Genomic DNA, 26313 nt, shown 5'->3' on the forward strand with positions numbered 1-26313 from the left:
TACCCTCATGGCGATCTCCCGTGAGGCCCGTTCGGGCCGGGGGGCGTCCGTCTTCTCGCTCGATGCGTGGTTCCTTCCCGGCTCCCGGTAGCCTCGTACGGACAACTGAAGCGGGCTGCAAGGGAGAGGCGTCGTGACCGGACTGGTCGTCGCCATGGACGGTCCTTCGGGATCGGGTAAGTCGAGCGCGTCACGAGGGGTGGCGCGGGCCTTGGGGCTGCGTTATCTCGATACCGGCGCGATGTACAGGGCGATCACCTGGTGGATGCTCCAGCGGGGGGTGGACCTCACCGACCCCGAGGCGATCGCCGCCAGGGCTCTCGACCCGGTTCTCACGCTGGGCACCGACCCGGACGTCGAGGTGGTGGCGGTCGACGGCGTTGACGCCGTCGCACCCATCCGCACCGCCGAGGTCACCGCGGCCGTCTCGGCGGTCAGCGCGGTGCCCGAGGTGCGGCATCGCCTGGTGGCCGAGCAGCGGGAGATCATAGGTTCGGGCGGCATCGTCGTCGAGGGCCGTGACATCGGCACGGTGGTGGCGCCCGGTGCCGCGGTCAAGATCTACCTGACCGCGAGCGCGGACGCCAGGGCGCTGCGCCGCACGGCGGAACTCACCGGCACCACGGTGGCTGTCCAGCGGGCCGCGATGGCCCGCCGTGACACCTTCGACTCGACCAGGAAGGCAGACCCGCTGGCGAAGGCGGCCGACGCCGTCGAGCTGGACACCACGGCGCTGAACCTCGAAGAGGTCATCGCCGAAATACTGCGTGTGATTAAGGAAAAGGCGTGACCGGGGTATACGAAGACGAAAACGGCTGGATCGACGCGGAGCTCGCCGATTCAGGGACCGATGACAGCTCGCGGCAGGAAGCGGGGCCCGATACGGCCCCGCAGCCGGTCGTGGCCGTGGTGGGCCGCCCCAACGTGGGCAAGTCCACCCTGGTCAACCGGATCATCGGCCGCCGGGAGGCGGTCGTGGAGGACGTGCCCGGGGTGACCCGCGACCGGGTCACGTACGACGCCACCTGGCGGGGGCGCCGGTTCACGGTGGTCGACACCGGAGGCTGGGACCCCGAGGCGACCGGCATGGCGCTGAAGATCGCCGAGCAGGCCCAGATCGCGGCCGAGCTGGCCGACGTGATCCTGTTCGTGGTCGACGCCGTCGTGGGTGTGACCGACGCGGACGAGATCGTCGGTCATGTGCTGCGCGGGTCCGGCAAGCCGGTCATCCTCGCCGCCAACAAGGTCGACAACCAGCAGATGGAGCTGGAGGCCGCCGGGCTGTGGGCCCTCGGCCTGGGCGAGCCGCAGCCGGTCTCGGCCCTGCACGGCCGCTCCAGCGGCGACCTGCTGGACGTGATCCTCGACAAGCTGCCGGAGACGCCCGAGCAGCGCTTCGGCCCCGAGCGCGGGCCGCGCAGGGTCGCCCTGGTCGGCAAGCCCAACGTGGGCAAGTCCTCGCTGCTGAACAAGCTGGCGGGCTCCGAGCGCGTGCTCGTCGACCCGATGGCGGGCACCACCCGCGACCCGGTGGACGAGCTGGTCGAGCTCGGCGGCAAGACCTGGCGCTTCGTCGACACCGCCGGAATCAGGCGGCGCGACCGAGAGCTCAAGGGCGCCGACTTCTACGCGAGCATGCGCACCCGGGGGGCCCTGGAGCGCTCGGAGATCGCGGTGGTGCTCATCGACGCCAGCGACGTGCTGACCGAGCAGGACCTGCGGATCATCTCCCTGGTGATCGAGTCCGGCCGGTGCATGGTCGTGGCGTTCAACAAGTGGGACCTGCTCGACGAGGACCGCCGCTACTACCTGGAGAAGGAGATCGACCGCCAGCTCGTCCGCGTGCCGTGGGCGCTGCGGGTCAACATCTCCGCGAAGAACGGCTGGCACGTCGACCGGCTCGTCCCCGCGATCGAGAAGGCGCTCGACTCCTGGTCGACCCGGGTGCCCACCGCCCGGCTCAACGCCTTCCTGGGCGACCTGGTCGCGGCCACCCCGCCCCCGGTCCGCAGCGGCAAGCAGCCCAAGATCCTCTTCGCCACACAGGCGTCGACGGAGCCGCCGAAGTTCGTGCTGTTCACCTCGGGCTTCCTGGAGGAGACCTACCGCCGCTTCATCGAGCGCCGGATCCGCGAGGAGTTCGGCTTCGCCGGGTCACCCATCGAGGTCACCATGAAGATCCGCGAGAAGCGCCAGGGACAGAAGAAGAAGTAAGAACCTCACCACGAACGGCCCGGCTCCTCCGCCGGGCCGTTCGTCGTCTTCGCGTGTCCCCGCGTGTTCCCGTGGGTGTTCGCGGGTGGCAGGGCGTGGTTTTTCGCCCGGTTCCCGGGAGCGGCCCGTGCCCGCGTCAGGCCATGATCCGGCGGCATGGAACCGGACCCGGCGGCATGGGACCGGACCCGACGGCATCGGACCGAGATCCGACGTCGCCGGACCGAGGTCCGACGGGCGTCAGGCCGCGTCCGAGAACCGGGACCCGCGAGGCAGCAGCAGCGCGACCAGCACGCCCACCCCGCACAGGACGGCCGTGATCAGGAAGATCTCGCTGTACTCGGTGTGCAGGGCCGCCTTCACCCTGCTCTCGTACTCGGCGAGCCGCTCGGTGTACACGACGGGGTCCACGCCGAAGGGCAGCGGCGTGTCCAGGTCGGCGGTGAGCGACTGGAAACGGTGGAAGCCCCACGCCGACAGCCCGGCGACGCCGAGCAGCATGCCCATCATCCGGGCCACGACCACCGCCGCCGAGGCCACCCCGTGCTGGACGGCGGGCATGGTCCGCAGCACCGCGGAGGAGACCGGAGCGATCACCAGGCCGAGGCCCAGGCCGGCGACGATCAGGTCGGCGTCCATGCGGTATCCGGCCGAGGCGAGATCCAGGGGCCACTGGCCGATGCGCGCGTATCCGGCCGTGGCCACCGCGAGCCCGATCACCGTCACCGCCCGCTCACCGTAGCGGCGGGCCATGAGACCGCCCACCAGCGCGGCCACGGAGAGCGCGATGAGAAAGCGCGACAGCACCAGGGCGCCGTCCAGGGTGTCCAGTTCCAGCAGCGTCTGCGCCGACAGTTGCACGTCGACCAGGGTGACCAGCAGAGCGGCACCGGTCAGGAAGCTCACCCCGAGCGTGGCGAGGAACGGGCCGCGCGGTACCCCCGTCATGTCGATCAGCCGGGTTTTGGAGCGCCACTCCCACGCGACGAACGCCACGCCGGACCCGACCCCGGCGACGATCATGGGCATGCCCCACGGGGGAAGGACCGACCCGCTCGGGTCGGGGTTGTAGAGACCGGCCACGAGCAGGCCGAGTGTGAGCGCCAGCAGCAGCCCGCCGATCACGTCGACGCGCTTTTCCGCCCCGCGGGCCCGCTCGCGCGAGGGCGGCGGCACCGACCGTTGCACGGCGACCGCAGCCAGGGCCACCAGCGGGATGTTCAGCCAGAAGATCGACCGCCAGCCGCCGAGCTGTACGCCGCCGATCTGGAGGCCGACCGGGACCAGGGCGGCCAGGGCCGCGCCGTACAGGGGGCCCAGCACGCTGCCGAGCTCCTGGGCCGACCCCACCGCGCCCAGTGCCACCGGACGCTCGTCCTCGTCCCACAGGTCCCCGATCAGGGCCATCGTGATGGGCAGCAGCGCGCCGCCCGCGACTCCCTGCAGGGTCCGCCCCGCGACCAGCCAGGGCACCGTCTCGCCCAGCGCGGTGACGACCGAGCCCACGGCGAAGCCCGCCAGGCACAGGTGGATGAGCGGGCGCCTGCCGTACCGGTCGGAGAGCTGGCCGAGCAGCGGCATGGCCGCGATGTAGCCGAGCAGGAACCCGGTGACGATCGGGGTGGCCCGTTCCAGATGGTTGAGGGGAACGTCGACGTCCCTGGCGATGTCGACGAGGACGGTGACCACGACGTACGCGTCCAGCGCGGCCAGCAGCACCGCGGTGCCGCCGACGCCGAGGGCGGTCCGCCGCCGGGCCCTGAGAGCCTCCCCCGAGGCGGTGCGGGTCATCGTCACTTCGCCGGAGCGGTGACCTGGACCGGCACGTCGTAGTCGCTGAAGGCCACGATCACCTTGCCTCCGGTCAGTGGCAGGTCCGCCTTGAGCAGCCGGTTGGTGGCTTTGTCGATCCAGAGTACGGCGTCGACGCTCTGGGTGAGACCGGGCACCATCGTGGCGAGCACCTGCTGGGAGAGCGTCGCCGAGACCCGGTAGGCGTCGACGCCGTCGAGCTTCTCCGCCGCCTGGGTCTTCGGGTCCAGCGCGTTGGTCAGCAGCTGTACGACGCCCTTCTCCGGGTTGAGGATGGCGGACGGGTCGTAGATCGCCGCCAGCTGGCTCCGCGACATCTGCTGGAAGCCGCCCGTCACGCCCTTGAAGTGGACGGTCTCCCCGATCAGCACGAAATTGATCTCCTGGAGGCTGCCCATCACGTCTATCTGGAGGGTGCCGTCCGCGTCGCCGGTCCGGTTGAGACGACCGGAGGCCTTTTTGACCGGTACGGGCGGGGTGCCCTCGGTTTCCATCGAGAAGGCGGCGGACTTCACGGCGCGCGTGGCGTCCGCGGCCTTCTTGACCAGCTCGGCCCCGCTGGGGAGGGCCGTCGTGCCGTCAGAGGCACTACCGCCGCTGCACGCGGTGACCAGGGATAACGCGGCGATCACCGCGATGATGAGGATCCGGCGAGCAGACATGGGCGGATCGTAACGACACTCCGGTCTACTAAGGGAGAACGACCGGTATCGGTTTCGCGTCAGCGGGTGCCTCCGGGGGCTTCCCCCGCTGGTTTCGCGTCGGCGAATGCCCCTTTTCGAGAGCTCCACTCGCTGGTCTCGCGTCGGCGGACGCTCTTCTTGAGAGCTCCGCCCACGGGTTTCACGTCGGCGGACGCTCTTTTGAGAGCTTCACTCGCTGGGTTCACGTCGGCGGACGCTCCTGAGGGCTCATCCGTCGGCGCCGCGTCAGCGGATGCTCTTGAGGTGCTCCACCACCGGTGCGTACGCCGCTTCCAGCTCGATCAGCTGGTCGTCGGTGAGCAGGTCGATGAAATGCCGGCGCACTCCGGCCACGTGGTGTGGCGCGACCTTCTGGATGGTGGCCCAGCCGTGCTCGGTGAGGACGGCGAAGGTGCCGCGCCGGTCGTCGGCGCAGGTCTCCCTGGCGACCAGGCCGGCGGTCTCCATCCGGGAGATCTGGTGTGACAGGCGGCTGCGGGACTGGATCGTGGCCTCCGCCAGATCGCTCATCCGCATGCGGTGACCGGGGATCTCCGACAGGTTCACCAGGATCTCGTAGTCGTTGACCGAGAGCCCGAAGGGCTGCAGCTCACGGTCGAGGCGATGGTCGAGGAGCTTGTGGACGGCGAGATGGGCGCGCCATGCCCGTTGCTCGATGGAGGAAAGCCAGCGGGGCTCCTGGTCGTTCACCGGCCGCTCACCACTTTCGTTCACCGCGCGTGTGGCCGCGACTCCGACGGGTCCGTCCCCCAGCCGACCACTCCGCTCGCCGGGCGGGGCTTGCTTCAGGGTCATAGATCAGAACCTACCTCAGAAGGCGCCGATCGCTCGTGGTAGGCGACGGGGTGACGTGGCGGAACCCGTACGTTTCCCCGCCCGCCGGCCTCACCCCGGTGACCAGGCGGGATCGGCCGCGCCACCGCTGGGAGGCATGGGGCGGAAGGCACGTAAAGTAACGACATGGCTGAGAATGGGGCACCCTCCGACAAGGGTGGGCCGGAAAGCCTCGCCACGGTGATCGTGGCGGGTCTGGCCAACCTCGCGATCGCCGTGGCCAAGCTGATCGCCGGGTTGATCAGCGGCTCGTCGGCGATGCTGTCCGAGGCCGCCCACTCCGCCGCGGACACCGTCACCGAGGTGCTGCTGTTCGTCGCGGTCCGCAGGAGCGGGCACCCCGCCGACGTGCGGCACCCGTTCGGCCACGGCAAGGCGGGGTTCTTCTGGGCGCTGATGGCGGCCTTCGCCACCCTCATCGGCGGAGCGGGATTCTCCATCACCCACGGGGTGCACGAGATCCTCACGGGTGAGAGGCTCACCGGCCTGACGATCCCGTACGTGGTCCTCGGGGTCTCGTTCGTGATCGAGGGGATCTCGTTCCTCAAGGCCCTCTCGCAGGTGCGAGGGCAGGCCCGCCGTTTCGAGGTGAGCCCGCGGCGCTACGTCGCCAAGACCTCCGACACGGCTCTGAAGGCCGTGCTCTTCGAGGACGCGGCGGCCCTGGCCGGGCTGCTGATCGCCGCGGCCGGGCTGCTGGCCTCCCAGCTGACCGGCTCGTCCGTCTGGGACGGGGCCGCCTCCGTGGTGATCGGCCTGCTGCTCCTGTGGGTCGCGATCCACCTCATCCGCGCCAACGTCTCCCTGCTGATCGGCCAGTCCGCGCCCGGGGGGCTGGCGGAGCGGATCAGGAAGGAGATCGCCGCCATGCCCGAGGTCGAGAACGTCGTGGAGCTCCTGACCATGATGCTGGGCCCCGGCGAGATACTGGTCGCCGCGCGCGTCGACTTCGTGGACGACACCACAGGGGCGAGGCTGGAGGAGGCCGCCGACCGGGTGGAACGCACGCTCAAGGAACGGTTCCCCCCGGTGGCGCAGGTCTTCCTCGACCCCACCCCCGGACGCTCATCCCGCCAGGCCTGAGTCTCCCATCCACCTCTCCACCTCGTCGGGGTGGCGGGGCAGCCCGGCCGACATGAGGCGGGCGCCGTCGGCGGTGACGACGAGGTCGTCCTCGATGCGCACCCCGATGCCGCGCAGCTCAGGCGGCAGCGTCAGGTCGTCCGGCTGCAGGTAGAGGCCGGGCTCGACGGTCAGCACCTGGCCTTCCTCCAGCACGCCGTCGAGGTAGGCCTCCGAGCGGGCCCTGGCGCAGTCGTGCACGTCCATGCCGAGCATGTGGCCGCTGCTGCACAGGGTGTAGCGGCGGTACAGGCCGCTGTCGGGCTCCATCGCCTCGTCCGCGCCGATCTTCAGCACGCCCCAGTCGTGCAGTCCCTCCGCGATGACCCGCATGGCCGCGCGGTGGAAGTCGCGGAAGCTCACACCGGGCCGCAGGGTGGCGATCGCCGCCTCCTGGGCCTCGTACACCAGCTCGTAGACCTGGCGCTGGACCGGGCTGAAGCGGCCGGACAGCGGGAGGGTCCTGGTGACGTCGGCGGTGTAGAGATGGTCGGTCTCCACGCCCGCGTCGAGGAGCAGCAGCTCGCTCCCGTCCAGCCGCCCGTCGTTGCGGATCCAGTGCAGCACGCACGCGTTGGCCCCGGAGGCCACGATGCTGTCGTAGCCGACCGAGTTGCCCTCCAGGCGGGCGCGGAGGCCGAAGACCCCCTCCAGGTAGCGCTCGCCGCGCCGGTGCCCCAGGGCGGCGGGCAGGGCCCGCGCCACGTCCTCGAACCCGCGCGTGGTCGCGTCGACCGAGAACTGCAACTCGGCGATCTCCCACTCGTCCTTGATCAGCCGCATCTCGGACAGGAACGTCTCCAGCTCGTCGTCACCGTCGCCGGGCGAGACCCGCTCGTCGACGGAGGCGTCCACCCCGCGCAGCACCCGCGCGGGCCCGCCGAGCACGTCGTCCAGCCTGTCGATCGGCGCGCAGGCGATCTGGTGGAGGGTTTCCGCCTCGGCCAGGTCGGGGCGGCGGCCCACCCAGAACTCGCCGTAGCGGCGGTCGCGGTAGAACTCCTGCCCGGCCTGTCCCTGCGCCGACCGCGGCGAGCGGGGGCGCAGGAACAGCGTGGCCTCCCCGGAGGGCTCGACGACCAGCACGTCGTCGGGCTCCTGGTCGCCGGTGAGGTAGGCGAAGGCGCTGTGGGTCCGGAACCGGTAGTCGCTGTCGTTGCTGCGCGCCTTGAGCGTGCCGGACGGGATGACCAGCCGCTCGCCGGGAAAGCGGGCGGCGAGGGCGGCGCGCCGCTTGGCGGTGTAGGCGGCCTGCGGCAGCGGGGCCAGGTCGTCGCGGTGCGTGTCGGCCCAGCCGGTGTTCATGAACGCGGCGAGGGCGTCGGAGACCGGCAGGTCGTGGCTGCCGGTGTTGAGCTTCTGGGTCATCGTGTTCCCGGGAGCGGAGGTCTGTGGTGACCCCCACGCTAGCCCGGAGCGATGCGGCCCCGCACCCCGGCAGGTACGGAGCCGCACCGCGGATCACAGGTCAGCCCACCGGGACCTGGTACTCCTTGGCCAGGTCGGACGTCGCGGCCTCCTTGAAGACGACCGCGCCGCCCAGGGCGGCCTTGTCCGGCTTGGCCACGTACGACAGCAGCGAGGCGGGCTTGTCGAACGTGGTGAAGTCCATGACCGTGCCGAACTCCTCACCCCATGTCGACTGGCCGCGGTGCGCGGTGACCACGGCGCCCCGGGTCAGGTCCTTGCCCTCGCAGGCCTTCTTGAGCGCGTCGACGACGATCGCCGCCGCCGAGTAGCCCGAGGGGACGCCGCTGTCGATGGCCGTGTCCGGATACTTCGCCGCGTAGTCGGCGGCCAGCTTCTTCATGGCGGGCATGTCGGAGCTGATCGGCGTGCCCGCGGTCATGTAGTAGAAGTCCTTCAGCAGGGCGGGCCCGGCCGGGGTGGGCAGCAGCTGCGGGGAGTAGGCCGAGTTGCTGCCGACGAACGGCACGTCCATGCCCTTGGCGAGCGAGACGCCGACGAGCGAGGCGGTCTGCTTGGGGCCGACGGAGACCAGGATGGCCTTGACGCCCTCCGCCTTGAACGCGGCGACCTGAGCGCTCATGTCCTGGTCGGTGGCCTTGATCTTCTGCTCCACGAGCGTGAGGCCGAGCTTCTCGGACGCGTACTTGGAGCCGTTCAGCGCGCTCTCGCCGTAGTCGCCCTCGAAGTACAGGTGACCGATCTTGTCCCCGGACTTGATGCCCTTCTCCTTGACCAGGAAGTCCACCCCGTTGATCATGTCGATGTCGTAGGTCGTCCCGGTGACCTGGATGGACTTGCTGCCGAGCAGCCCGGTCGCCCAGGCCTGCGGGATGGTGAGTATCTGGTCGGTCTCGATGCGCTGCTTGAGCGCGTTGACCATCGGTGAGCCGACGAAATGGGCGATCGCCACCACCTTCGGGGCGATCTCGGTGTAGGCCGCGATCGCCTTCTGCGCGTCGTAGCCGTGGTCGCGCACCAGGGCCTCCAGCTGCCGCCCGCACACGCCCCCGGCCGCGTTCGTCTGCTCGAAGTACAGCTGCTGCGCCTGGGTCAGGCTCTTGCCGAACGAGGCGTACGGGCCGGTGAGGTCGGTCATGAGACCGATCGTGATCTTGTCGGCGGTGACGCCGGGCCCCGTCTTCACGCCGTCCCCCCCGACGGCGGAGGGGGCGCCGGCGCCTCCACTGCCCCCGGTGGCCTTCTCGCTGGCGCACGCGGTGACGGCCAGGGCCAGGGCGGCGAGCGCCGCGATGCGTCGGACCGGGGTTCTTGGGATTCTCATCAGATTCGCGCGGAATTCCCCGCCTGCCTCAGCCGGCGGGGAATTCCGCGCTCCCCCCTTTCAGGGTGTTGAAGTAGTAGCGTTTTGGTTGTGATGAGAGGAGCACTCCGCGAGTCGCTGAACCTCCGCGTCTCGCCGGAAGTGAAGCGACAGATCGAGCAGTACGCCGCACGCACCGGCATCTCGATCAACGCCGCCGCCGTACTCCTCGCTGAGGGACTGCGCGCGGAACGGCGCAAGCGGTGAGGCGGTCCTACAAGTTCCTGCTGCGCCCCACCGTGCACCAGTCCGCCGCGCTCATCGCATGTCTCAACGACCACCGAGAGCTGTACAACGCCGCGCTGGAACATCGGCGCGCCGTCTACCGCAAGGCGGGGGTGGGCGTCCGCTATGGCGACCAGTCGGCGGACCTCAAGCACATCCGCGCCGCCGACGCTGATGGGCAGGGCCGGTGGTCGTGCTCCTCCCAGCAGGCCACCCTGCGCCGCCTGGACAAGGCGTTCGCCGCGTTCTTCAAGCGAGTCCGCGAGGGTCGCACGCCGGGTTTCCCCGTTGACATGGGGGTGATCTCGCTGGTGACCACCAGCGACGGCGACCTTCTGGAGGGCCCCCATCACCTGGCCGCGTCCGCCGGGAAACTGGCCGCTGCCCAGCGGAACCTCACCCGCAAAAAGCGCGGCTCGAAACGGCGCGGTAAGGCCGCCGCCCGCGTCGCCGCCTTGCACGGCAAGGTGCGCCGTCAGCGTCTCGACGGTGCGCACAAGGCCGCACTCGCGCTGATCGCCGATTACGACGTGATCGTGTGTGAGGCGTTGAAGATCACGAACATGACCCGGCGCGCCGCGCAGAAACCGGATGGCGAGGGCGGCTACCTGCCCAACGGTGGCGCCGCGAAGTCCGCCCTGAATCGTTCGATCTTGGACGCGGGTTGGGGGGTGTTTCTGCGAGTCCTCGCGCACAAGGCTGAAAGCGCCGGTCGAGAAGTGATCGCGGTGAACCCTGCCAACACCTCTCGCACGTGTGCCCGATGTGGACACTGCGCGAGGGAGAACCGCCGTACCCAGGCCGAGTTCGCCTGTATGGCATGCAGGCACACCGCACACGCCGACGTGAACGCGGCGATCAACATCCTCAGGGCAGGGCTTGCCCTTCGTCAGGCTGCGAAAGCGGCTTAGCGAGAAGCCGCTCCCTTCAGGGAGCGGAGGAGTCACGTCATCAGTTCCTTGTGTCGGGGGAGGGGGACAGCGGAGCCTTCTTCGCCGCGGAGGCCCGGCGGGCGGAGACGGGGGTGAGCCGCCGGCCGGCGGCCAGGCGCAGGCGTCCTGCCAGGCCGAGCAGCCCGCCGGGCAGGAAGAGGACGATGACGACGACGGCGGCGCCGTACAGGATGCGGGCCGCCTCCGCGGGCGACACCCCGCCCGAGCCCGGCTCGGCCACCAGCGGCAGGGCGTCGCTGTAGCGGCTGAGCAACTGGGGGAGCATCGAGATGAAGAACGCGCCGATCACCGCGCCCGCGACGGAGCCGAGCCCGCCGATGATGATCATCGCGAGGTAGTCGAGGGAGAGCAGCAGGCCGAAGTAGTCGGGCACGGTGCGCTGGAAGACCAGCGCGATCAGGACCCCGGCCAGGCCCCCGTACATCGACGACAGCACGAACACCCCGGCGCGGTAGCGGGCCACGGGCACGCCCATCACCCCGGCCGCGATCTCGTGGTCGCGGATGGTGTTCATGGCCCGCCCGGGACGGCCGCGCAGCACCCCGCGGGCGAACAGCGCCGCGCCGGTCAGCAGGACCAGCCCCAGGAACCAGAGCCGCTCCAGCGACCCGAACGGCACCTGCGCCACCACCAGCTCGGGGGTGTCGGCGAACGCGAACCCGAACAGCTCCATCGGCGGCACCGTGCGCCCGTTGTATCCGCCCGTCACGGGTTCGGCGTTGAACAGCACGTGCTGGCCGACGAAGATCAGCGCGAGGGTGGCGATGCCGAGGTAGGCGCCCTTCAGGCGTCCGGCGATGGGGCTGAACACCCCGCCCGCGACGCCCGCCGCGAGCACCGCGAGCAGCGCCGCGACGGGCGTGGGCAGGCCGAGGCCGCCGAGGGCGTGCGTGCCGCCCTCCGGCTCCGAGGCGAAGTAGACGTAGGCGTACGCGCCGACAGCCAGGAAGAACGCGTGACCCATGGACAGCTGGCCGGTGGCGCCGGTCAGCAGGTTGATGCCGATCGCCCCGATCGCCGCCGACATCGCGAAGAGCCCGGCCTGCAGCCAGAAGCCCTCCAGGTAGAACGGTACGGCGATCGCCACCGCGACCAGCGCGACGCAGGAGAGGATGACCTTCTTAGACACGTGCCAGCTCCCTCGTCCCGAACAGCCCCGCGGGGCGGATGAGCAGGACCACGATCATCACGAGGAACGGTGCGACGTCGCCGATGCCCCGGCCGAGGAAGGCCAGGTCGTTCTGGTAGCCGCTCATCATGGCCTCGGTGATGCCGATGATCAGCCCTCCGGCCAGCGCTCCCGTGGTGGAGTCGAGGCCGCCCAGGATCGCCGCGGGGAACGCCTTCATCGCCGCGAACGTGGTGCTGCGGTCCAGCCCCGGGGTGGGGAAGACGCACAGGAAGAGCGCGGCGACGGCGGCGAGCGCCCCGGCGACGGCCCAGGCCCCCATCGAGACCCGCCCGCGCCGCACGCCCATCAGCGCGGCGGTCTCCGCGTCCTCCGCCGTGGCGCGCATGGCGATGCCCCAGTTGGTGTACTTGAACGCCAGCAGGAACGCGGCGATCAGGGCCGCCGCGACGGCCAGCGCGACCACCCGGGTCTGGGCGACGCTGACGGCTCCCAGGTGCAGCACCCGGTCACGCCACGGGTCGCCCAGGGCGAGCACGTCGGTGCCGATCTGTCTCGTCAGCTCGGTCGTCAGCACGATGTCGACGCCGATCGTCACGATCGCGAGGACGCTGTGCGAGGCGACGTTCGCCCTGCGGATGATGAGGAACTCGATCAAGGCGCCCGCGACGGCCGCCCCGGCGACGCCCAGCAGCAGGGCGGTCCAGAAGCCCACCGAGGGGTGCAGCTTGGCCACGATGAAGCCGCCGACCAGCAGCAGCGAGGCGTGGGCGAAGTTCACCACCTCGGTCGCCTTGAAGATGATGACGAAGCCCAGGGCGATCAGCGCGTACACGGCCCCGACGGAGATCCCGTTCACCAGGAGTTCGAGAAAAGTGATCACGAAGCGACCTCCTCGTCCTTGGCCGCCGTGTTCCTGGCCGCCGTGCTTTCCGTCGCCGCGTTTTCCGCTGTCGTGCTTTTTGCCACGCTTTCTGCCGTGCTTTCCGCTGTCGTACTTTCCGCCGCGTTTTCCGCTGTCGTGCTTCTCGCCACGCTTTCCGCCGCGCTTTTCGCCGCCGGGCTCTCCGCCGCCGCGCCGAGGTAGGCGCGGATCACCTCGGGGTCGTTCTGCACCTCGCCGGGAGGCCCGTCCGCGATGCGCCTGCCGAAGTCCAGGACCGTGACCGCGTCGGCGAGCCGCATGACGATCCCCATGTCGTGCTCGACCAGCAGGATCGAGATGCCGAGGCTCTCCCGTACCGCGACGATCAGCTGGGCCATGTCGCGGCGCTCGCCGCCGTTCATTCCGGCGACCGGCTCGTCCAGCAGCAGCAGCCGGGGTTCCATGCACAGGGCCCGTGCCAGCTCCACGCGCTTCTGCACGCCGTACGGCAGCAGCCCGACGGGCGTGGCCAGCCGTTCGGAGAGCCCGACGAACGCGGCGATCTCGGTCACCCGCTCGCCGTGCGCGGCCGCCTCGCGACGGGCCGACGGCAGCCGCAGCCCGGCCGAGAGGAAGCCGGCGCGGGTCAGCCGGTGGCGGCCGAGCATCAGGTTGTCCCGCACCGACAGGCGCGGTGACAGGGCGATGTTCTGGAAGGTGCGCGCCACGCCCAGCGCGGCGATGCGGTGCGGGGCCAGGGAGGTCAGCTCCGCGTCGCCGAACCGCACGCTGCCCGAGGTGGCCCGGTAGACGCCCGACAGGACGTTGAAGCAGGTCGACTTGCCCGCCCCGTTGGGCCCGATCACCGCGTGGACGCTGCCGGGCTCGACGCTGAAGCCGACCGCGTCCAGCGCGGTGAGCCCGGCGAAGCGTACGGTCACGTCACGCACGTCGAGCCGCGGAATGGAAGTATCCATACCGTCTGGTTGGTATGTGTCGCTCACGCGGACCACCTCGACAGCGTCGGGCGAGCGGTCTCCGGCGTCCCCGACGCGACCGCGACCGGGGACGCGTCCTCGATGCCCAGGTAACGGCGGCGCACCTCGTCGCTCGCGGCGAGCTCCGCGGCCGGTCCCGACAGCACCACCTCGCCGACCTCGAGCACGTAGGCGTACGAGGCCAGCGACAGGGCCATGGCGGCGTTCTGCTCCACCAGGAGCACCGTGGTGCCTCCGGTGTTGATCTCGCGAATGGTGTCGGCGATCCTGACGGCCATCATCGGCGCCAGGCCGAGGGTGGGCTCGTCCAGCAGCAGCATTCTCGGCCTGGCCATCAGCGCGCGGCCGATGGCGAGCATCTGCTGCTCGCCCCCCGACAGCAGGCCCGCGCGCTGTCCGGCGCGCTCGGCGAGTACGGGGAAGAGCGCGAGCACCCTCTCCCTCGCCTCGGCCGCCGACCGCCGGTCGGGCGCGCCGAGGGCACCGGCTCTCAGGTTCTCCTCCACCGTCATCCGCGCGAAGACCCTGCGCCCCTCGGGCACCTGGACGACACCCCCCGCCACGACGGCCGAGGTGGCGGCGCCGGACAGCCGCGTACCGCCGAACCCGACCTCGCCCGAGGTGATCCCGCCCCGGTGGAACCTGAGGGTGCCCGACACGGCGCGCAGCAGGGTCGACTTTCCCGCGCCGTTGCCACCGAGCACCGCGACGACCGAACCGCGCGGGACGTCCAGGGAGACACCCCGCAGGGCCAGGACCGGGCCGTAACTCACCGCCAGATCCCTGACGACCAGCCCGGAATCTCCGGGCGGGCGAGGGTCGTGCACGTCCATGTGTGCCTCCTGACAGCCGATGAACGCACCCAACCGAGGCGTTTCACCGGCGTCCAGAGGGCGGGGTGAAGTCGGGGCGGGTGCCCATGCGAGGCGGGTGCAGGTTGTGCGCGAGCACAACCCCGGATCACGAAACAGAACAGAACCTTGTTCGGCTAGGCCTGTTGCTGTCACGATCCCCAGATGGGGACCCGGCCGGTTACGGACGACGAAGTACGCAGGATCATGCGCCTGGCCGCCCGTCGGCTGCTGCTGAGACTTCCCGAGCTCACCGACGAACTCGTCGGGAAGATCCGCGACACCGACGAGGCGTACCGGCGGATGGTTCCCACCGACGACCACTGGCAGAGCGTCTACGAGGCGATGCGGGACGGCATCGGCGCGATCCTGCTGCCCCGCTCCGAACGGTGCGACCTGCCGCAGGCGGAGAAGACCGCCCGGCGCAGGGCGGAACAGGGACTGCCCATGGACTCCCTGCTGCGCAGCTACCGGCTCTCCGCGCAGGTGATGTGGGACGGTCTCATCGACGTGGTCGCCGGAGAGGAATCAGACAGCCTGCCGGTCCTGCTCCGCAGCGCCACGAAGGTGTGGCACGCCATCGACCGGCAGGCGATCGCCGCCGCAGAGGCCTACCGAAGACGGGAGGCCGAGATGTTCGGCCGCACAGCCGAGAGGGTCCAGGCCCTGCTCGACGCGCTCCTGGAGGACCGGGCCGACGCCGCCCTCGTCCGCAGCGCCGCCGCCGCGCTCGACCTGCCCGAACTGGGCCGGTACGCCGTCGTCATCACCCGGCTGCCCGGTCGCCACGACCACGGGGACGACGCCCCGCGGCCGACCGCGCTGGGCGTGATGCGGCTGCTGTGGCGGATGCGCCCCGACTACGAGGTGTCGGTCGTGCTGCTGCACGACGCGAACATGGACGACCTGGCGGAAGAGCTCCGCCCGCACGTCACCGGATGCGCCGGGATCAGCCCGGTGGTCGAAGGACTGGCGGAGCTGGGCCGCGCCAGGCGGCTCGCCGAGCTGGCCCTGCGCACCTGCGTGGGCGAGGGCCCGGAGATCGCCAGGCTGGAGGACAGGCTGCCCGCCGCGCTGGTGGTCAGCCAGCCCGAGCTCGCGGGTCACCTCAGCGGCGCTGTGCTGCGGCCCATCCTCGCCCTCGACCAGGCCGACAGGGACGTGCTCCTCGGCACCCTGCAGGCGTGGCTGCGGTGCGAGGGCTCGGCCATGCGCGCCGCCGGGCAGTTGTACTGCCACCGCAACACGGTCTTCAACCGCATCCGCCGCATCGAGCAGCTCACCGGCCGGTCACTCGCGCGCCCGCTCGACATCGTGGAGCTCACCCTGGCCCTCGACGCGGTGCGACTGCTGCCCGTCACCTGACAAACCACACTTTGCTCTCTTCGGCGCTTAGCGTGTGGCGCAAGGGGGCAAAGGTAAGGGATACCCGCGCCAGGCTGAACCGAGGTGGTGTCAATGCTGATCGGTACGATTCTGCAAGGCAAGGGGGCGGAGGTGGCGACCGTCCGCCCGGACGCGACGGTCACCGAGCTTCTGGCCGTTCTGGCCGAGAAGAACATCGGCGCCGTGGTGGTGTCCGAGGACGGCGTCTCCATCGCGGGCATCGTCTCCGAGCGTGACATCGTGCGGCGGCTGTACGACCGTGGTGCCGGTGTGCTGGACGACTCGGTGTCGTCCATCATGACGACCGAGGTCCGCACGTGCCCGCCGGACGCCAACGTCGACGACCTCCGCCAGACCATGACCACGCACCGCATCCGGCACGTGCCGGTCGTGAGCGCCGGTCGGCTGGCCGGGATCGTGAGCATCGGCGACGTGGTCAAGAGCGCCATCGAGGCGCTGGAGACCGAGAAGGCCCACCTGGTCGACTACCTCCACCGCTGAACCCGGGCCGGCGGCGACCGGCGCGGTCGCCGTACGGCCACGCGAGAGGCCCCCTGGATGATCTCCAGGGGGCCTCTCGCTGTGCGCGCCGTCGACGCCGGACGGCACGCGCTCAGGCGTCACCGGTGCGTCGGGGTGCCGGGGTGCCAGGGAGTCGTAGGAGTCGAGCCTCGCCGAGGCTCGACTCCTCGACACCGCGCCTTGCCCGGGTCGGTCGCCGGAGATCTCCGGCGACCGACCCGGGCGCACGACCGCGCCGCCCTCACGGGCGGCGGGCCGGCCGCCGGTGCCACGGCGGGGATCACGTCATTGCACGGTTATCCTGTCCACCTCGATCGTCAGGCCCTTGACCTGCGGTGTCGACGTCCCCGTCGTCACCGCCCCGATCCCGGGGCTGACGCCCTTGATCTTCATCGTGTAGCTCAGGCTGCCGCCCGGGGCGCCGGGCGTGCTGGACACCCGGAGATCCTCGGTCGGCGGGCCGGTGATCTGGCCGCCCGCGGTGCCGTCGGCGTTCTCGGCGCCCACGGTCAGGCCGTAGCCCGCCGGAGGATCGCCGGGCAGGTTGGCCGAGTCGTAGGTGTAGGTGATGTCCTCGGTCCCGTTCAGGCCGATCCACTGCTGGAAGACCTTGGCGTCGCTCGTGCCGAAGAGGTTGACCCGCCACTCGATGACGAGCCAGTCACTGACGCCGTCGGTCAGCGTGCCGACGTAGACGCCCGGCGTGCCGGTGCCGTCCAGGTCGGTCCAGTAGGGGGCGAGCACGTTGTTCGGGGTCGCGGGGTCGGGGAGGGTCTGCGGTTCGAACGCGATGTCGGCCGAACCCGAGGTTCCCCCTGCGACCGTGTAGCCGTTGGAGACGATGCCGAGCCTGGTGTAGGTCCTGCCCGCGTACTGGAACGCGGGGACGGTGAAGTTGATCGCCTGCTCGTCGCCGATCGGCGTCGGCGCGATGCCGAAGGCGTCGAGCGGCAGGTACGGTGCGGGACCGGTGCCCGGGGCGATGCCCGGCCTGTCCGGCTGCTTGGCCGCGAGGGTGGCCTTCGCCGTCGCGACCTGGGAGCCGATCTTGGTGGCGCCGGTCACCGAGTTCAGGCGCAGCCTGCTGTCCAGCGTGCTGACCGCCGTGACCTCGGCGTCCTCAAGGGTGTCGTTCTGCACGGTGACCGTGCAGGTGGACTCGCCGGTGTTGCGCGGGATGGTGGCCGGTGCGCAGGTCTGGTCCACCGGGATGGCGCCCTCCTTGCGGACGAACGCGACCGGCAGGTGCAGGTTGCGCGAGCCGCCCACCTGCTTGAGGTTCACCTGGCCGAAGTACTGGCCCTCGGGCAGGTCCGGCGCGGTGATCACCACGCTGACCTTGACGCTCTTGCCCGCCTTCACGCTGAACAGCGGCGGCAGCACCGTGATGTTCGCGCCGCTCACGGTCGTGCCCGTGGCGGTGAAGGTGAGGGTCTTGTCGGTGACGTTGGTGAACGTCCGCTTGGCGGTGATGAGGCCCGGCATGATCGGGGCGTTCACCGACGGCAGGTTCAGGTCGATGCGGTTCAGCGGGTCGCCGGCCGAGGCGGTGAAGTTCTCGCCCGTCTCGTTCAGGGTCAGGCCGGGGTCGCCGGCCTTGGTCAGGTCGATGCGCCCGCCGCCGGTGTCGAACGGGTCGGCCGGGGTGACGCGGTCCTGCTTGGTGACCGAGGTCTTGGCCGTCGTCTCCAGCGCGGACTTCACCTGGCCCGGGGTCCAGTCCGGGTGCAGCGCGAACACCAGGGCCGCGGAGCCCGCGACGTGCGGCGACGACATCGAGGTGCCCGAGATGACCTGGTACAGGTTGCCCTGCGGGCCGCCGGCCGGACCCTCCAGCGTCGGCGTCTGCCCGGCCAGGATGTGCAGGCCGGGGGCGGTGACGTCCGGCTTGAGGAAGTCGCCGCCGGGGCCGCGCGAGGAGAACGTGGTGATCGCGTCGCCCTGCCAGGTGGTCTTGGTGCCCTGGGTGAACGAGGCCGTCGCGCCGGGGTTGGCCGACAGGAACGCCAGCAGGGCGTCCCCTTCCGGCTTGTCGATGTGGACGGAGGGGATCCAGTGGTTGTCCGTCATCACGTCGAGCGGGGTGGAGTTGTACAGGATCATCCCGGCCGCGCCGCCCTGCCGGACGTTGAAGCCCTTCAGGATCCGGTTGGGACCGCGTTCACAGACGACGATCTTCCCGGTGAACAGGCCCGGGGGTGCGGGCGAGGTGCAGAGCGGGTTGGAGTACGGCGGCGCCGAGGCCCGCACCACCGGCAACGGGGAGGCGATGCCCGGGGTGATGGAGGCGCCCTTCAGCGTGGCCGTCGCGCCACCGGAACCGGACAGCGTGAGCGTCGACTGGAAGGTCCTGGTCTGCGTGGAGGCCGCCACCGTGGTCACCCACGGGCTGACGTGGTTGACGGTCGCCGCGCCCGGACCGGCGTTGCCCGCCGAGGCCGAGACGAGCACGCCCGCCGAGTACGCGTCGAGGAAGGCCAGCTCCACCGGGTCGCTGTAGGGGGAGGTGCCGCCGGAGATCGAGAAGTTGATCACGCGGACACCGTCGAGGATGGCCCGGCCGACCGCCTGGGCGGAGTCGGAGGGATAGCAGCCCTCCACGCCGCAGACCTTGTAGACGGACACCTGCGCAGCCGGGGCGATGCCGTGGATCGGGCCGCGGCTGATGCCGAGCGGGTTCGTGTCGGCCACCGGGCCGCCCGCCGAGGTCGTCGCGGTGTGGGTTCCGTGACCGTTGGAGTCGCGGGCGCTGTCCGGGTAAACCTCGCCGCCGACGATCGCGTTGTAGGTCTCCAGGAACGGGGCGCCGCCGATGATCTTCCGATTGCAGACGAACGGGTCGGCCGCCGGGGTCAGCGGGTTGTCGCCGAAGTTACAGGTACGCGGCGTGCCGTCCTTGGTCGCCGGTACGGCGGGCAGCGTGCCGGGGTCGGCGAACTGGGGGTGCTCGGGCCAGGCGCCGGAGTCCAGGATGCCGACGATGACGCCCTTGCCCGACGAGGAGCTGCCGCCCAGCTTGCTGTAGATGGCGGGCGCGCCGATGAACGCGGGACTGGAGTCGGTCAGCAGCTGCTCGGGCCTGTCCTCCTGGACGGCGGCCACACCGGGCAGCTTCAGCAGCGAGGCCGCCTTGTTGGCGGGGACGCGCAGCGCGATGCCGCCGTAGACGGTCCGCAGCTTCTGGCCCGCCTTGGCGCCTGGCACGTTCCTGGCCAGTTCGGCGAGGAACGTGTTCTCGACCTCCTCGATGTGCTGCTGGTATTTCTTCGCGTCGCCGCTCTTGATGTCAAGAGCCTTTCCGGTCTTCGCCGGACTCGTCGCGGGAAGCCCTTCGAGGCCACCCTGGTAGGCGGCGAAAGAGTCATAGTCGAGCTTGACCATCACGTTGACCGTGGCGCCCGAGGTCGACTTCAGCAGCCCCTCGTCACTCCGGGCGAGCTTGCCGGTGGGGGACTTCGCGCCCTGGACCGGCTCACCCCCGGTCAGGGGAGTCGCCGTCCATTTGGTGGACGGCGTGGGGGTGGGGGTGGGATCCGCGCTCGCCGGTGGCGCCATCGCCGCGACGAGCCCGACGCCGGCGGCGAGCACCGCCACGCGTCTGATCCTCGGTGAGTAGGGCTTTCTGGTCAACGAGACCTCCCTGTAGGCACGCATGAACCGCTCACGTGGCAGGGAGGGGAGGCCACCCGCACGCCTGGGGCAAGGCATGCCTGGGAGGGCGCGACCCTCCCCGTCGGGTGACACGCGATCGGCCACCCGGTAAGGGCGGCCGATCATCACAGGAAGCCTAACTAGAGACCATTTGTTTGCCTAGATCATTAAATTGACACAATCATCATGGGAATTGGTCAAATTTGATTGCAGACTAGGCCGGATATTCTCTTACCGTCACAATTCGGGCGTCTCTGCACCCGGGCGATCCGTGACCGCGGGGAGGGAGCGGCCGCGGGGCGCGGTCATGGGGAGAGCGTGACCGCGGGGAGGGAGCGACTGCGGGGCGTGGTCATGGGGAGGGCGTGACCGCGGGGGAGGGCGTGACCGCCGCGAAACCGTGGCGTCCCGCCCCGCGTAAACTGGCCTCACCTGACACGCGGGAGGCTCGCTTGAAGCTCAAGCTTGATCTGCACCCCCTCTACAACAAGGGCGGAGAGATCGACAAGGCGCTGCGGGGCATCATCGACGAGGCCATCAGAAAGAAGGCCACCGAGGTCGAGATCATCCCCGGCAAGGGCTCGGGCCAGCTGAAGAAGAAGGTCCTGCGCTTCCTGGAGCAGAAGGAGATCAAGGCCCTCTACCACCGCATCGACAAGGACGCCAAGAACCACGGCCGCCTCTTCGTCTACTTCCGCTACAAGTAGAGTGCCTGGCCTACTACAACCCGCTGGTGCTCAGGGCCATCGAATCCGACAACCTCCATGTGCGTGCGGGGTGCCTCGGAGATGCCGGGATCTCGTACGACGATCCCGAGGCCGACTTCAGCCCGTCCGACCTCTGGGCCGAGGACCGCTCACGGGCCCTGTGCACCGGCTGCGACCTGTGGGCCACCAGGGTCGCCGGCCCTCCGGCTCTCATCGAAGCGCTGCTGACCGACACCGGGATCGAGGCGGTACGACCACCCTGAGCCGCCTTGCCGACGAGCCGCCCATCCCCGTCGAAGGCCGCTTCCAGGGCGTTGGAAGCGGCCTTTGGCATTGCTGGATGTCCGCCGGCCGACCGCCGCGACCCGTCGGGCCCTGTACCCCGACGTACGGGGGAGTCAGCGACGCGAGTAGGTGAGGCGCCGCAGTGCGGCCTCGGCCGGTCCTCTTCGCCCACCGGGCGCCAGCAGCGCGGCGAGCACCACGGTGGCCAGCCAGGTCACCACGGCGATGCCGGACGCCGCGGCGTCGCCTACACGCGTGCCGAGCCCTCCGAAGTACGGTGCGAACACCGCTACGAAGATCACCGACTGGAGGAGGTAGCAGGTCAGCGACCATTGACCGCACGCGGCCAGAGCCCTGACGAGCGGGCCGGAATGGCCGCGCCGCATCCGGCCGGTGGCGAGTCCGATGATGGCCGCGTACGCGAGCCCGCCGGCGATGCCGGTCACGCTGTGCAGCGCGTACGCCGACACGGCCACCATGTCGGACGGCGTCCAGATGCGGGTGTCGATCAGCATCAGCGGCACTGCGCCGACGACGGCCAGCCCGGTGCCCAGGACGGCGACCCGGGAGAGCAGGTCCCGGTGCGAGATGGGGTCTTCCAGCAGGCGGCGCCTCGCCGCCCAGATCCCGAACAGGAAGGCCGGGACCACGCTGGCGGCGAAGTATGTGGGCGTCATCGCGGACCATCCGATGAGCCGCATCACGGTCGCCTCGATCGGGTCCGCCATGGCGGCGGGCGTGTCGCCCTTGGGTGCGGAGATGGTGAGCAGCCCGAAGCCGAACAGGATCACGACGTGCAGCACCAGCCCTACGACGGCGGCCCGTAGCACGACCTTGTCCTCGCGCCGGATGAACCCGACGAGCACGAGCCCGACCAGCCCGTACGCCCCGAGGATGTCACCGAAGAACAGCAGCAGCGCGTGGCAGAACCCGAACGCCAGCAGCCACAGGCTCCGCCGGCGCAGCACCTTGCGCACTTGTGGCCAGCTCCTGCCCGTGGCGAGCTGCCGGTTGGCGAGCTGCACCAGGCCGTAGCCGAACAGGGCGGCGAACATGGGCAGCGCACGTCCGTCCACCAGCAGGATCTGCATCCCGGCGACCAGCCGGTCCAGGGGGCCGCCGTCGAGCGCGTAGCCGCGGAAGCCCGCCTCGTGGCCTGACAGGTACATGTGCGAGTGCGCCAACGCGATGAGCAGCAGCATCAGCCCGCGTGCGAGATCGGGCGCGAGCGCGCGCTGGGTGATTGGAGTGGCCCCGTGAACGGGAGCCGGTGGGGCGATGGACATGGTTGTCCCCTTGAAATTAGATACAGAAGTGTAGCTAATGTTTGAGAGTAAGATACACCCGTGCAGCTAGGCAAGGGGGGGCGATGGGCGATCACAACCCCCGGATGCGCCGGCGCGGAGAAGAACTGCTGAAGGCCATCCACGACGCCGTGTTGGAAGAGGTGGTGGAGGTCGGTGCGGGGCGGCTGACCATGGACGGCATCGCCCGGCGCGCGGCCACGCCCCGCACGACCCTGTATCGCCGCTGGTCGGACCCGTTAGAGGTGCTCCTCGACGCGCTCTACCACCAGCACCCGGTCGAGGAGCCGACGGCGGGGGCCGACGACCTGCGCGGTGACCTCATCCGCGCCCTGCGCCTCATGGTGGACTGGGCCCTCAGCCCGGCGGGCCGCGCTGTCGCGGCCATCCTCACCGACCCGAAAAGCGCCGCACTGATGTCCGAGGCCCTGTTCGAGCGGGTCTTCGCCAACCGGGGCGGCACGTTCACCCGCACCGTGCTGCAGCACTACGCCGACCGGGGCCACTTCCCGGCTGAGCTACTCACCCCGGTCGTGGCCGACATCGGCGAGGCCCTCGTCACCAAGCGCCTGATCGACGCCGGGGCACCGCCCAGCGACGAGGACCTCGCGGCGATGGTCGACCAGGCGATCCTGCCCGCGATCGGGAATCCCACCGGCAGTCGGTCCGGCCCCGGTAGAGGATCGCGTTGACGATCTCCCGCCTCCGGCCGCTTCGTCTCCGGCCGTTCCGTCTCCGGTCGCTTCGGCTTCGGCCGCGAGGCGCTCCAGCGCCGCCACCGCCTCCGTGGCCCGCTCGTGGGGGACGAACAGGTGGTCGTGGTGGTAGCCCGCCACGACGTTGCAGCTCACACCGGCTCGTGCCAGTTCGGTGGCGACCGCCGCGGTCAGGCCGACGGCCCCCAGGGCCGAGTGCACGCGCAGGGTGATCCAGGCGGCCACGTAGTCGTAGGCCAGCCCGGCCGCGTCGGCCTGCTCGCGGGGGACGACGAGGGTCGATCCCTCGTCCTCGGCCACGGTCACCACCGGGGTGACCCCGCGCGGCGGCTCGCCCCGCACCGTGGCGAAAACGTAGCGCCCGGGACGCAGATGCGGGCGCATGCCCCGCAGCAACCTCGTCAGATCGTGTTCTCCCGCCACGGCCACCATGCTAAGGGGCCGCTTTTCCCTTCTTCTCGGACCTTCCCGACTCTTCCCTTGTGCGGTCCGGTGTGGTTCGGCGCCTCCGTTCCTGGAACTTTATGTTTGCCTTATCCGTCACTTCTGGAAATGGGGGCTTTTCGAAGCGGGGGAGACGGGGGTAGCGATAGGCACGACACGATCGCTCGTCGGGGGCGGGTGTGAGATGGGGGTAAAGGACGGTCGTCTCGTCGTCGACGTGCCCGGCCGTCATCCGATCCGGTTGCCGCTCACCGGCGGGGAACGCGCGGCCGGTCTGGTCCTGTACCGCCTTCCTCGCGGGATCGCGGTCGTCTACGGGGTCGCGGTCCTGGACATCGGGGGGAGGGTCATGCTCGACTCCCCGGGTGCCAGGCACCGCCACCAGGTGGAGGCGTTCGCCGCGGACGCGGGGCTGACCTTCGAGTACCGGCCCTACGCCACGGAGCAGGAGGGGCGCGCCCATCTTGAGACCCGGGCACGGCAGTGGAGCACCACGGCGGGCGAAGGGCTCCCGGAGCGTGGCGACCGCTCCCGTCACGAGGTGGTGGCACGGCTCCGGGCCTGCGACGAGGTGTCCGGCGAGCTCCGGCCGTACGAGGGGGCGCTTTCGGGCACGCCCTGCCCGGCGACCACGCTCGGCTGGGACGGCCCGGCGCTGGTCGCGACGGATCCGGTGGCCGGGCGTTCGCTGCGGCTCGCGCCCGCCTCCCTGTACCACTACCGGTACGAGCGCCGGGTGCTCGTCTCCGGCAAGGAGGAGTCGCGCTCCCTCACCGGGCTCGCCGTGCTCGACGCCGACGGGCTGGTGCTCGCGGACCTTCCCGGCGAATGGCCGACCTTTGACGTGGCCGTCTTCGCGGCCGGGCGGAAACTCCCCGTGCACGACGCCCTGGTGACGCCGTCGAGGATGGTGCGTACCGCTCTGAGCAGGCGGGCCCCGGGCTGGACGCGCCTCACCGGGCTGGAGGTCTCCCGGATGTCCAGGACCAAGAAGGTCGTCGCGGTCTGCGCGGGGGCGGCCGGGTTGTTCGTGATGGCCTACGTCGTCGCGACGGGCGGCTGGTTCGCGTGGCGGGGGCTGTCCGCGCTGGGCGGGATGCTGCTGGACCTGCTGGACGCCAAGTGGCTGGCGATCTTCTTCGCTCCCCTGCTCGTCGTCCTGAAGCCCGCGCAGCAGGCATGGCACACCCTGCGCATCCGGCGCGGCGCCGCGCTAGGGCCGCCAGGGGGGCCGTACCTCTCCGTCCGGGGCGGGTGGACGCTGCGCGTCCGGCTCGGCGCGCGGATGGTCCCCGACGACGTGAAGATCGGGCTCGACCTGGGCTGCGCGGCCGCGCTGATGGCCTACCGCCATGAGCAGCTGTCCGGGCTCTTCGTGATGGACGGCGAGGGAAGGCCCGTCCGCCACCTGCCGGGCCCGTGGCCGCTGGAGGACGCGCACCGCTTCGCCACGCGGAGCGGGCTCGGCTTCGAGAGCCGGACGCTGGGCCGTGAGGAGTATCTCGACCTCACCGCCCGCGCTCGCGACGCCGTACCCTGACCCGCGCGACGACGGTACGAGGGGCACGCCTCGATGCCCGATGCCTCTGAGCGGTGAGGATTCCACCGTGACGGATCGACGCGGGGTGGGCTCGTACGGCACCATTATGTGACGCATGACGGCAATGTCCCCTCAGGCGATCAGCGAAGCCTCCGGCAGCTCGCGGATCGCGGCGGGGTTCGCCCGGGTGGAGGCCCGATTCTTTCGTGAACGACCTTCCAGAGAACTCGCCGCTCCCACCCGCATACTTCTCACCTCCCTGAAAGGCCCCCTATGAGCGACATCAACGCACTCCTCGCCCAGCGCGCCGAGCTGGACCGCCAGATCGAGGAACTCCAGTCCGGAGACCTGAAGGAGCGCGAGAACACACTTGGCGACATCCTCGCGGCCGTCGCCGAGTGGGCCACCGTACGCGGCCACGAGGCGCTCAGGAGGGAACTCAAGAACTGGGAGTACGTCACCTTCGCCGGTATCGAGGTCGGCGTTGGGCACGACGGCGGTGAGCGCTGGGGGCTGCCGCAGAGCTCGGTCAGCGTGATGGACTCCGTCAGCGGGACCGACGTGGAGTTCGGGACCACGCCCCCTCCGGTCCAGGCCGTCCTCGGCCTGCTGGAGGGCCTGCTGGCCACGCGCTAGCCCCACCTCGCCCGTACGCCGGAACCCGGACGGCCTTCACGCCACCAACCCGTTTCGGGCGTACGCCGGAACCCGGACGGCCCCACACCGCCGCCCGGCCTCGCGCACGCCGGACCCCCGCTCTCCCCGGAGGGCGGGGGTTTCCGCGTCAGAGCTTGCGGAAGGTCCTCGCCTCCTCGGCCGCCGCCAGTACGGCGCGCAGCGGGGAGCCGGTGCCCGCCGACACGACGGCCGAGATGGCCCCCTCCACGAACGGTACGTCGGCGATCACCACACGCTCGCCCGCGAAGAGCCGGGCGGTGAGCACCGAGCTTCCCAGGTCGGGGATGAGGATCACCCCGTCTCCCCGGTCCACCTCCTCGATCGCCGCCGCCACCAGGTCGGGACTGGTCCCGAGGCCGCCGTCGTCGGTGCCGCCCGCGGCGGCCAGGGGGACGTTCGTGCCGCCGATCTGCGAGGCCAGCAGCGCCACCTCGGCCGCCAGCGGGCCGCTGTGCGAGATGAGGACGATGCCTACCACGGGGCCGCCGACCTGTCCGCCACCGGCGCGATCCGGGGGCCGCTCGCCCCGGGCGGGAAGGGCCGTGCCCGTTCGACGGGGGCGGGAAGCGGGCGGGAGCGACC

Annotated in this window: 24 protein-coding genes and 1 pseudogene; 12 read left to right on the forward strand and 13 right to left on the reverse strand. The window is 70.6% G+C overall.

The window, feature by feature from the left end:
* The first annotated feature begins 133 nt into the window (after nucleotides 1-133).
* Together cmk and der are read left to right on the forward strand one after the other, a co-directional pair.
* Nucleotides 134-790 (forward strand): (d)CMP kinase, encoded by a 657-nt coding sequence (gene cmk / locus ACSDR0_RS14910; protein ID WP_435289382.1) that lies wholly within the window; start codon nucleotides 134-136, stop codon nucleotides 788-790.
* Nucleotides 787-2214, forward strand: coding sequence for a ribosome biogenesis GTPase Der (gene der, locus ACSDR0_RS14915; RefSeq protein ID WP_435289383.1), 1428 nt, complete (start codon nucleotides 787-789; stop codon nucleotides 2212-2214). The genes cmk and der overlap by 4 nt, the downstream gene beginning before the upstream one ends.
* Before the next feature lie 240 nt (nucleotides 2215-2454).
* On the opposite strand, the gene ACSDR0_RS14920 is transcribed toward der, so the two are convergent.
* The 3 genes from ACSDR0_RS14920 to ACSDR0_RS14930 all read right to left on the reverse strand — a co-directional run bounded on the left by ACSDR0_RS14920 (nucleotide 2455) and on the right by ACSDR0_RS14930 (nucleotide 5420).
* Nucleotides 2455-4005 (reverse strand): MFS transporter, encoded by a 1551-nt coding sequence (locus ACSDR0_RS14920; RefSeq protein WP_435289384.1) that lies wholly within the window; start codon nucleotides 4003-4005, stop codon nucleotides 2455-2457.
* A 2-nt stretch (nucleotides 4006-4007) separates the two neighbouring features.
* Entirely contained in the window at nucleotides 4008-4688 is a 681-nt protein-coding gene (locus tag ACSDR0_RS14925; protein ID WP_435289385.1) for an LppX_LprAFG lipoprotein, read from the reverse strand.
* 267 nt (nucleotides 4689-4955) lie between these two features.
* Nucleotides 4956-5420 (reverse strand): MarR family winged helix-turn-helix transcriptional regulator, encoded by a 465-nt coding sequence (locus ACSDR0_RS14930; RefSeq protein ID WP_435289386.1) that lies wholly within the window; start codon nucleotides 5418-5420, stop codon nucleotides 4956-4958.
* A 270-nt stretch (nucleotides 5421-5690) separates the two neighbouring features.
* On the opposite strand from ACSDR0_RS14930, the gene ACSDR0_RS14935 reads away from it, so the two are divergent.
* Nucleotides 5691-6647: a cation diffusion facilitator family transporter gene (locus ACSDR0_RS14935; protein WP_435289387.1), complete on the forward strand. Its 957-nt coding sequence runs from the start codon at nucleotides 5691-5693 to the stop codon at nucleotides 6645-6647.
* On the opposite strand, the gene ACSDR0_RS14940 is transcribed toward ACSDR0_RS14935, so the two are convergent.
* Both ACSDR0_RS14940 and ACSDR0_RS14945 read right to left on the reverse strand, forming a co-directional pair.
* Nucleotides 6630-8054 carry an aminopeptidase P family protein gene (locus tag ACSDR0_RS14940; RefSeq protein WP_435289388.1) on the reverse strand — a complete coding sequence of 475 codons (1425 nt, stop codon included), beginning with the start codon at nucleotides 8052-8054 and terminating at the stop codon, nucleotides 6630-6632. The genes ACSDR0_RS14935 and ACSDR0_RS14940 overlap by 18 nt on opposite strands.
* 100 nt (nucleotides 8055-8154) lie before the next feature.
* The gene (locus ACSDR0_RS14945) at nucleotides 8155-9438 is read right to left on the reverse strand and encodes an ABC transporter substrate-binding protein (protein ID WP_435289389.1); all 1284 of its coding nucleotides are present in this window, start codon (nucleotides 9436-9438) and stop codon (nucleotides 8155-8157) included.
* 93 nt (nucleotides 9439-9531) lie between these two features.
* Between ACSDR0_RS14945 and ACSDR0_RS14950 the strand changes: the two genes are divergently transcribed.
* Nucleotides 9532-9684 carry a toxin-antitoxin system HicB family antitoxin gene (locus tag ACSDR0_RS14950; protein WP_435289390.1) on the forward strand — a complete coding sequence of 51 codons (153 nt, stop codon included), beginning with the start codon at nucleotides 9532-9534 and terminating at the stop codon, nucleotides 9682-9684.
* Nucleotides 9681-10613 carry an RNA-guided endonuclease InsQ/TnpB family protein gene (locus ACSDR0_RS14955; RefSeq protein ID WP_435289391.1) on the forward strand — a complete coding sequence of 311 codons (933 nt, stop codon included), beginning with the start codon at nucleotides 9681-9683 and terminating at the stop codon, nucleotides 10611-10613. Before ACSDR0_RS14950 ends, ACSDR0_RS14955 begins: the two co-directional genes overlap by 4 nt.
* Nucleotides 10614-10653: 40 nt before the next feature.
* Here ACSDR0_RS14955 and ACSDR0_RS14960 read toward each other — a convergent pair whose 3' ends face one another.
* From ACSDR0_RS14960 to ACSDR0_RS14975, 4 genes are read right to left on the reverse strand one after another with little or no spacing between them, the layout of a single operon-like run.
* On the reverse strand, nucleotides 10654-11784 hold the full coding sequence (locus ACSDR0_RS14960) for a branched-chain amino acid ABC transporter permease (RefSeq protein ID WP_435289392.1): 1131 nt from the start codon (nucleotides 11782-11784) through the stop codon (nucleotides 10654-10656).
* Nucleotides 11777-12667, reverse strand: a complete 891-nt coding sequence (locus ACSDR0_RS14965; protein WP_435289393.1) for a branched-chain amino acid ABC transporter permease — start codon at nucleotides 12665-12667, stop codon at nucleotides 11777-11779. Before ACSDR0_RS14965 ends, ACSDR0_RS14960 begins: the two co-directional genes overlap by 8 nt.
* Nucleotides 12664-13626 (reverse strand): ABC transporter ATP-binding protein, encoded by a 963-nt coding sequence (locus tag ACSDR0_RS14970; RefSeq protein ID WP_435289394.1) that lies wholly within the window; start codon nucleotides 13624-13626, stop codon nucleotides 12664-12666. The genes ACSDR0_RS14965 and ACSDR0_RS14970 overlap by 4 nt, the downstream gene beginning before the upstream one ends.
* Before the next feature lie 23 nt (nucleotides 13627-13649).
* Entirely contained in the window at nucleotides 13650-14480 is an 831-nt protein-coding gene (locus ACSDR0_RS14975) for an ABC transporter ATP-binding protein (protein ID WP_435289395.1), read from the reverse strand.
* A 183-nt stretch (nucleotides 14481-14663) separates the two neighbouring features.
* Here ACSDR0_RS14975 and ACSDR0_RS14980 point away from each other — a divergent pair, with 183 nt between their 5' ends.
* Together ACSDR0_RS14980 and ACSDR0_RS14985 are read left to right on the forward strand one after the other, a co-directional pair.
* A complete protein-coding gene (locus ACSDR0_RS14980) occupies nucleotides 14664-15863 on the forward strand; it encodes a PucR family transcriptional regulator (RefSeq protein ID WP_435289396.1) in 1200 nt (399 codons plus the stop codon).
* Nucleotides 15864-15956: 93 nt separating this feature from the next.
* A complete protein-coding gene (locus ACSDR0_RS14985) occupies nucleotides 15957-16385 on the forward strand; it encodes a CBS domain-containing protein (RefSeq protein WP_435289397.1) in 429 nt (142 codons plus the stop codon).
* A 306-nt stretch (nucleotides 16386-16691) separates the two neighbouring features.
* On the opposite strand, the gene ACSDR0_RS14990 is transcribed toward ACSDR0_RS14985, so the two are convergent.
* Entirely contained in the window at nucleotides 16692-20036 is a 3345-nt protein-coding gene (locus ACSDR0_RS14990) for a S8 family serine peptidase (RefSeq protein WP_435289398.1), read from the reverse strand.
* Nucleotides 20037-20509: 473 nt separating this feature from the next.
* On the opposite strand from ACSDR0_RS14990, the gene ACSDR0_RS14995 reads away from it, so the two are divergent.
* Together ACSDR0_RS14995 and ACSDR0_RS15000 are read left to right on the forward strand one after the other, a co-directional pair.
* The gene (locus ACSDR0_RS14995; protein WP_329093428.1) at nucleotides 20510-20764 is read left to right on the forward strand and encodes a Smr/MutS family protein; all 255 of its coding nucleotides are present in this window, start codon (nucleotides 20510-20512) and stop codon (nucleotides 20762-20764) included.
* Between the two features lie 26 nt (nucleotides 20765-20790).
* Nucleotides 20791-21027 carry a hypothetical protein gene (locus ACSDR0_RS15000; protein ID WP_435289399.1) on the forward strand — a complete coding sequence of 79 codons (237 nt, stop codon included), beginning with the start codon at nucleotides 20791-20793 and terminating at the stop codon, nucleotides 21025-21027.
* 135 nt (nucleotides 21028-21162) lie between these two features.
* On the opposite strand, the gene ACSDR0_RS15005 is transcribed toward ACSDR0_RS15000, so the two are convergent.
* A complete protein-coding gene (locus tag ACSDR0_RS15005) occupies nucleotides 21163-22335 on the reverse strand; it encodes a DUF418 domain-containing protein (protein ID WP_435289400.1) in 1173 nt (390 codons plus the stop codon).
* Nucleotides 22336-22418: 83 nt separating this feature from the next.
* Between ACSDR0_RS15005 and ACSDR0_RS15010 the strand changes: the two genes are divergently transcribed.
* Nucleotides 22419-23045 (forward strand): TetR/AcrR family transcriptional regulator, encoded by a 627-nt coding sequence (locus tag ACSDR0_RS15010; RefSeq protein ID WP_435289401.1) that lies wholly within the window; start codon nucleotides 22419-22421, stop codon nucleotides 23043-23045.
* An 81-nt stretch (nucleotides 23046-23126) separates the two neighbouring features.
* Here ACSDR0_RS15010 and ACSDR0_RS15015 read toward each other — a convergent pair.
* Nucleotides 23127-23501 (reverse strand): annotated as a pseudogene (locus tag ACSDR0_RS15015) (ACT domain-containing protein); the annotation flags it as partial.
* A gap of 196 nt (nucleotides 23502-23697) precedes the next feature.
* Here ACSDR0_RS15015 and ACSDR0_RS15020 point away from each other — a divergent pair.
* Together ACSDR0_RS15020 and ACSDR0_RS15025 are read left to right on the forward strand one after the other, a co-directional pair.
* Nucleotides 23698-25053 carry a hypothetical protein gene (locus ACSDR0_RS15020; protein WP_435289402.1) on the forward strand — a complete coding sequence of 452 codons (1356 nt, stop codon included), beginning with the start codon at nucleotides 23698-23700 and terminating at the stop codon, nucleotides 25051-25053.
* A gap of 273 nt (nucleotides 25054-25326) precedes the next feature.
* Nucleotides 25327-25689 (forward strand): hypothetical protein, encoded by a 363-nt coding sequence (locus ACSDR0_RS15025; RefSeq protein ID WP_362676030.1) that lies wholly within the window; start codon nucleotides 25327-25329, stop codon nucleotides 25687-25689.
* 148 nt (nucleotides 25690-25837) lie between these two features.
* Here ACSDR0_RS15025 and ACSDR0_RS15030 read toward each other — a convergent pair whose 3' ends face one another.
* On the reverse strand, nucleotides 25838-26209 hold the full coding sequence (locus tag ACSDR0_RS15030) for a PTS-dependent dihydroxyacetone kinase phosphotransferase subunit DhaM (RefSeq protein ID WP_435289403.1): 372 nt from the start codon (nucleotides 26207-26209) through the stop codon (nucleotides 25838-25840).
* Nucleotides 26210-26313 lie beyond the last annotated feature (104 nt).

The organism is Streptosporangium sp. G11, from assembly GCF_051192615.1.
Taxonomy (GTDB): domain Bacteria; phylum Actinomycetota; class Actinomycetes; order Streptosporangiales; family Streptosporangiaceae; genus Streptosporangium.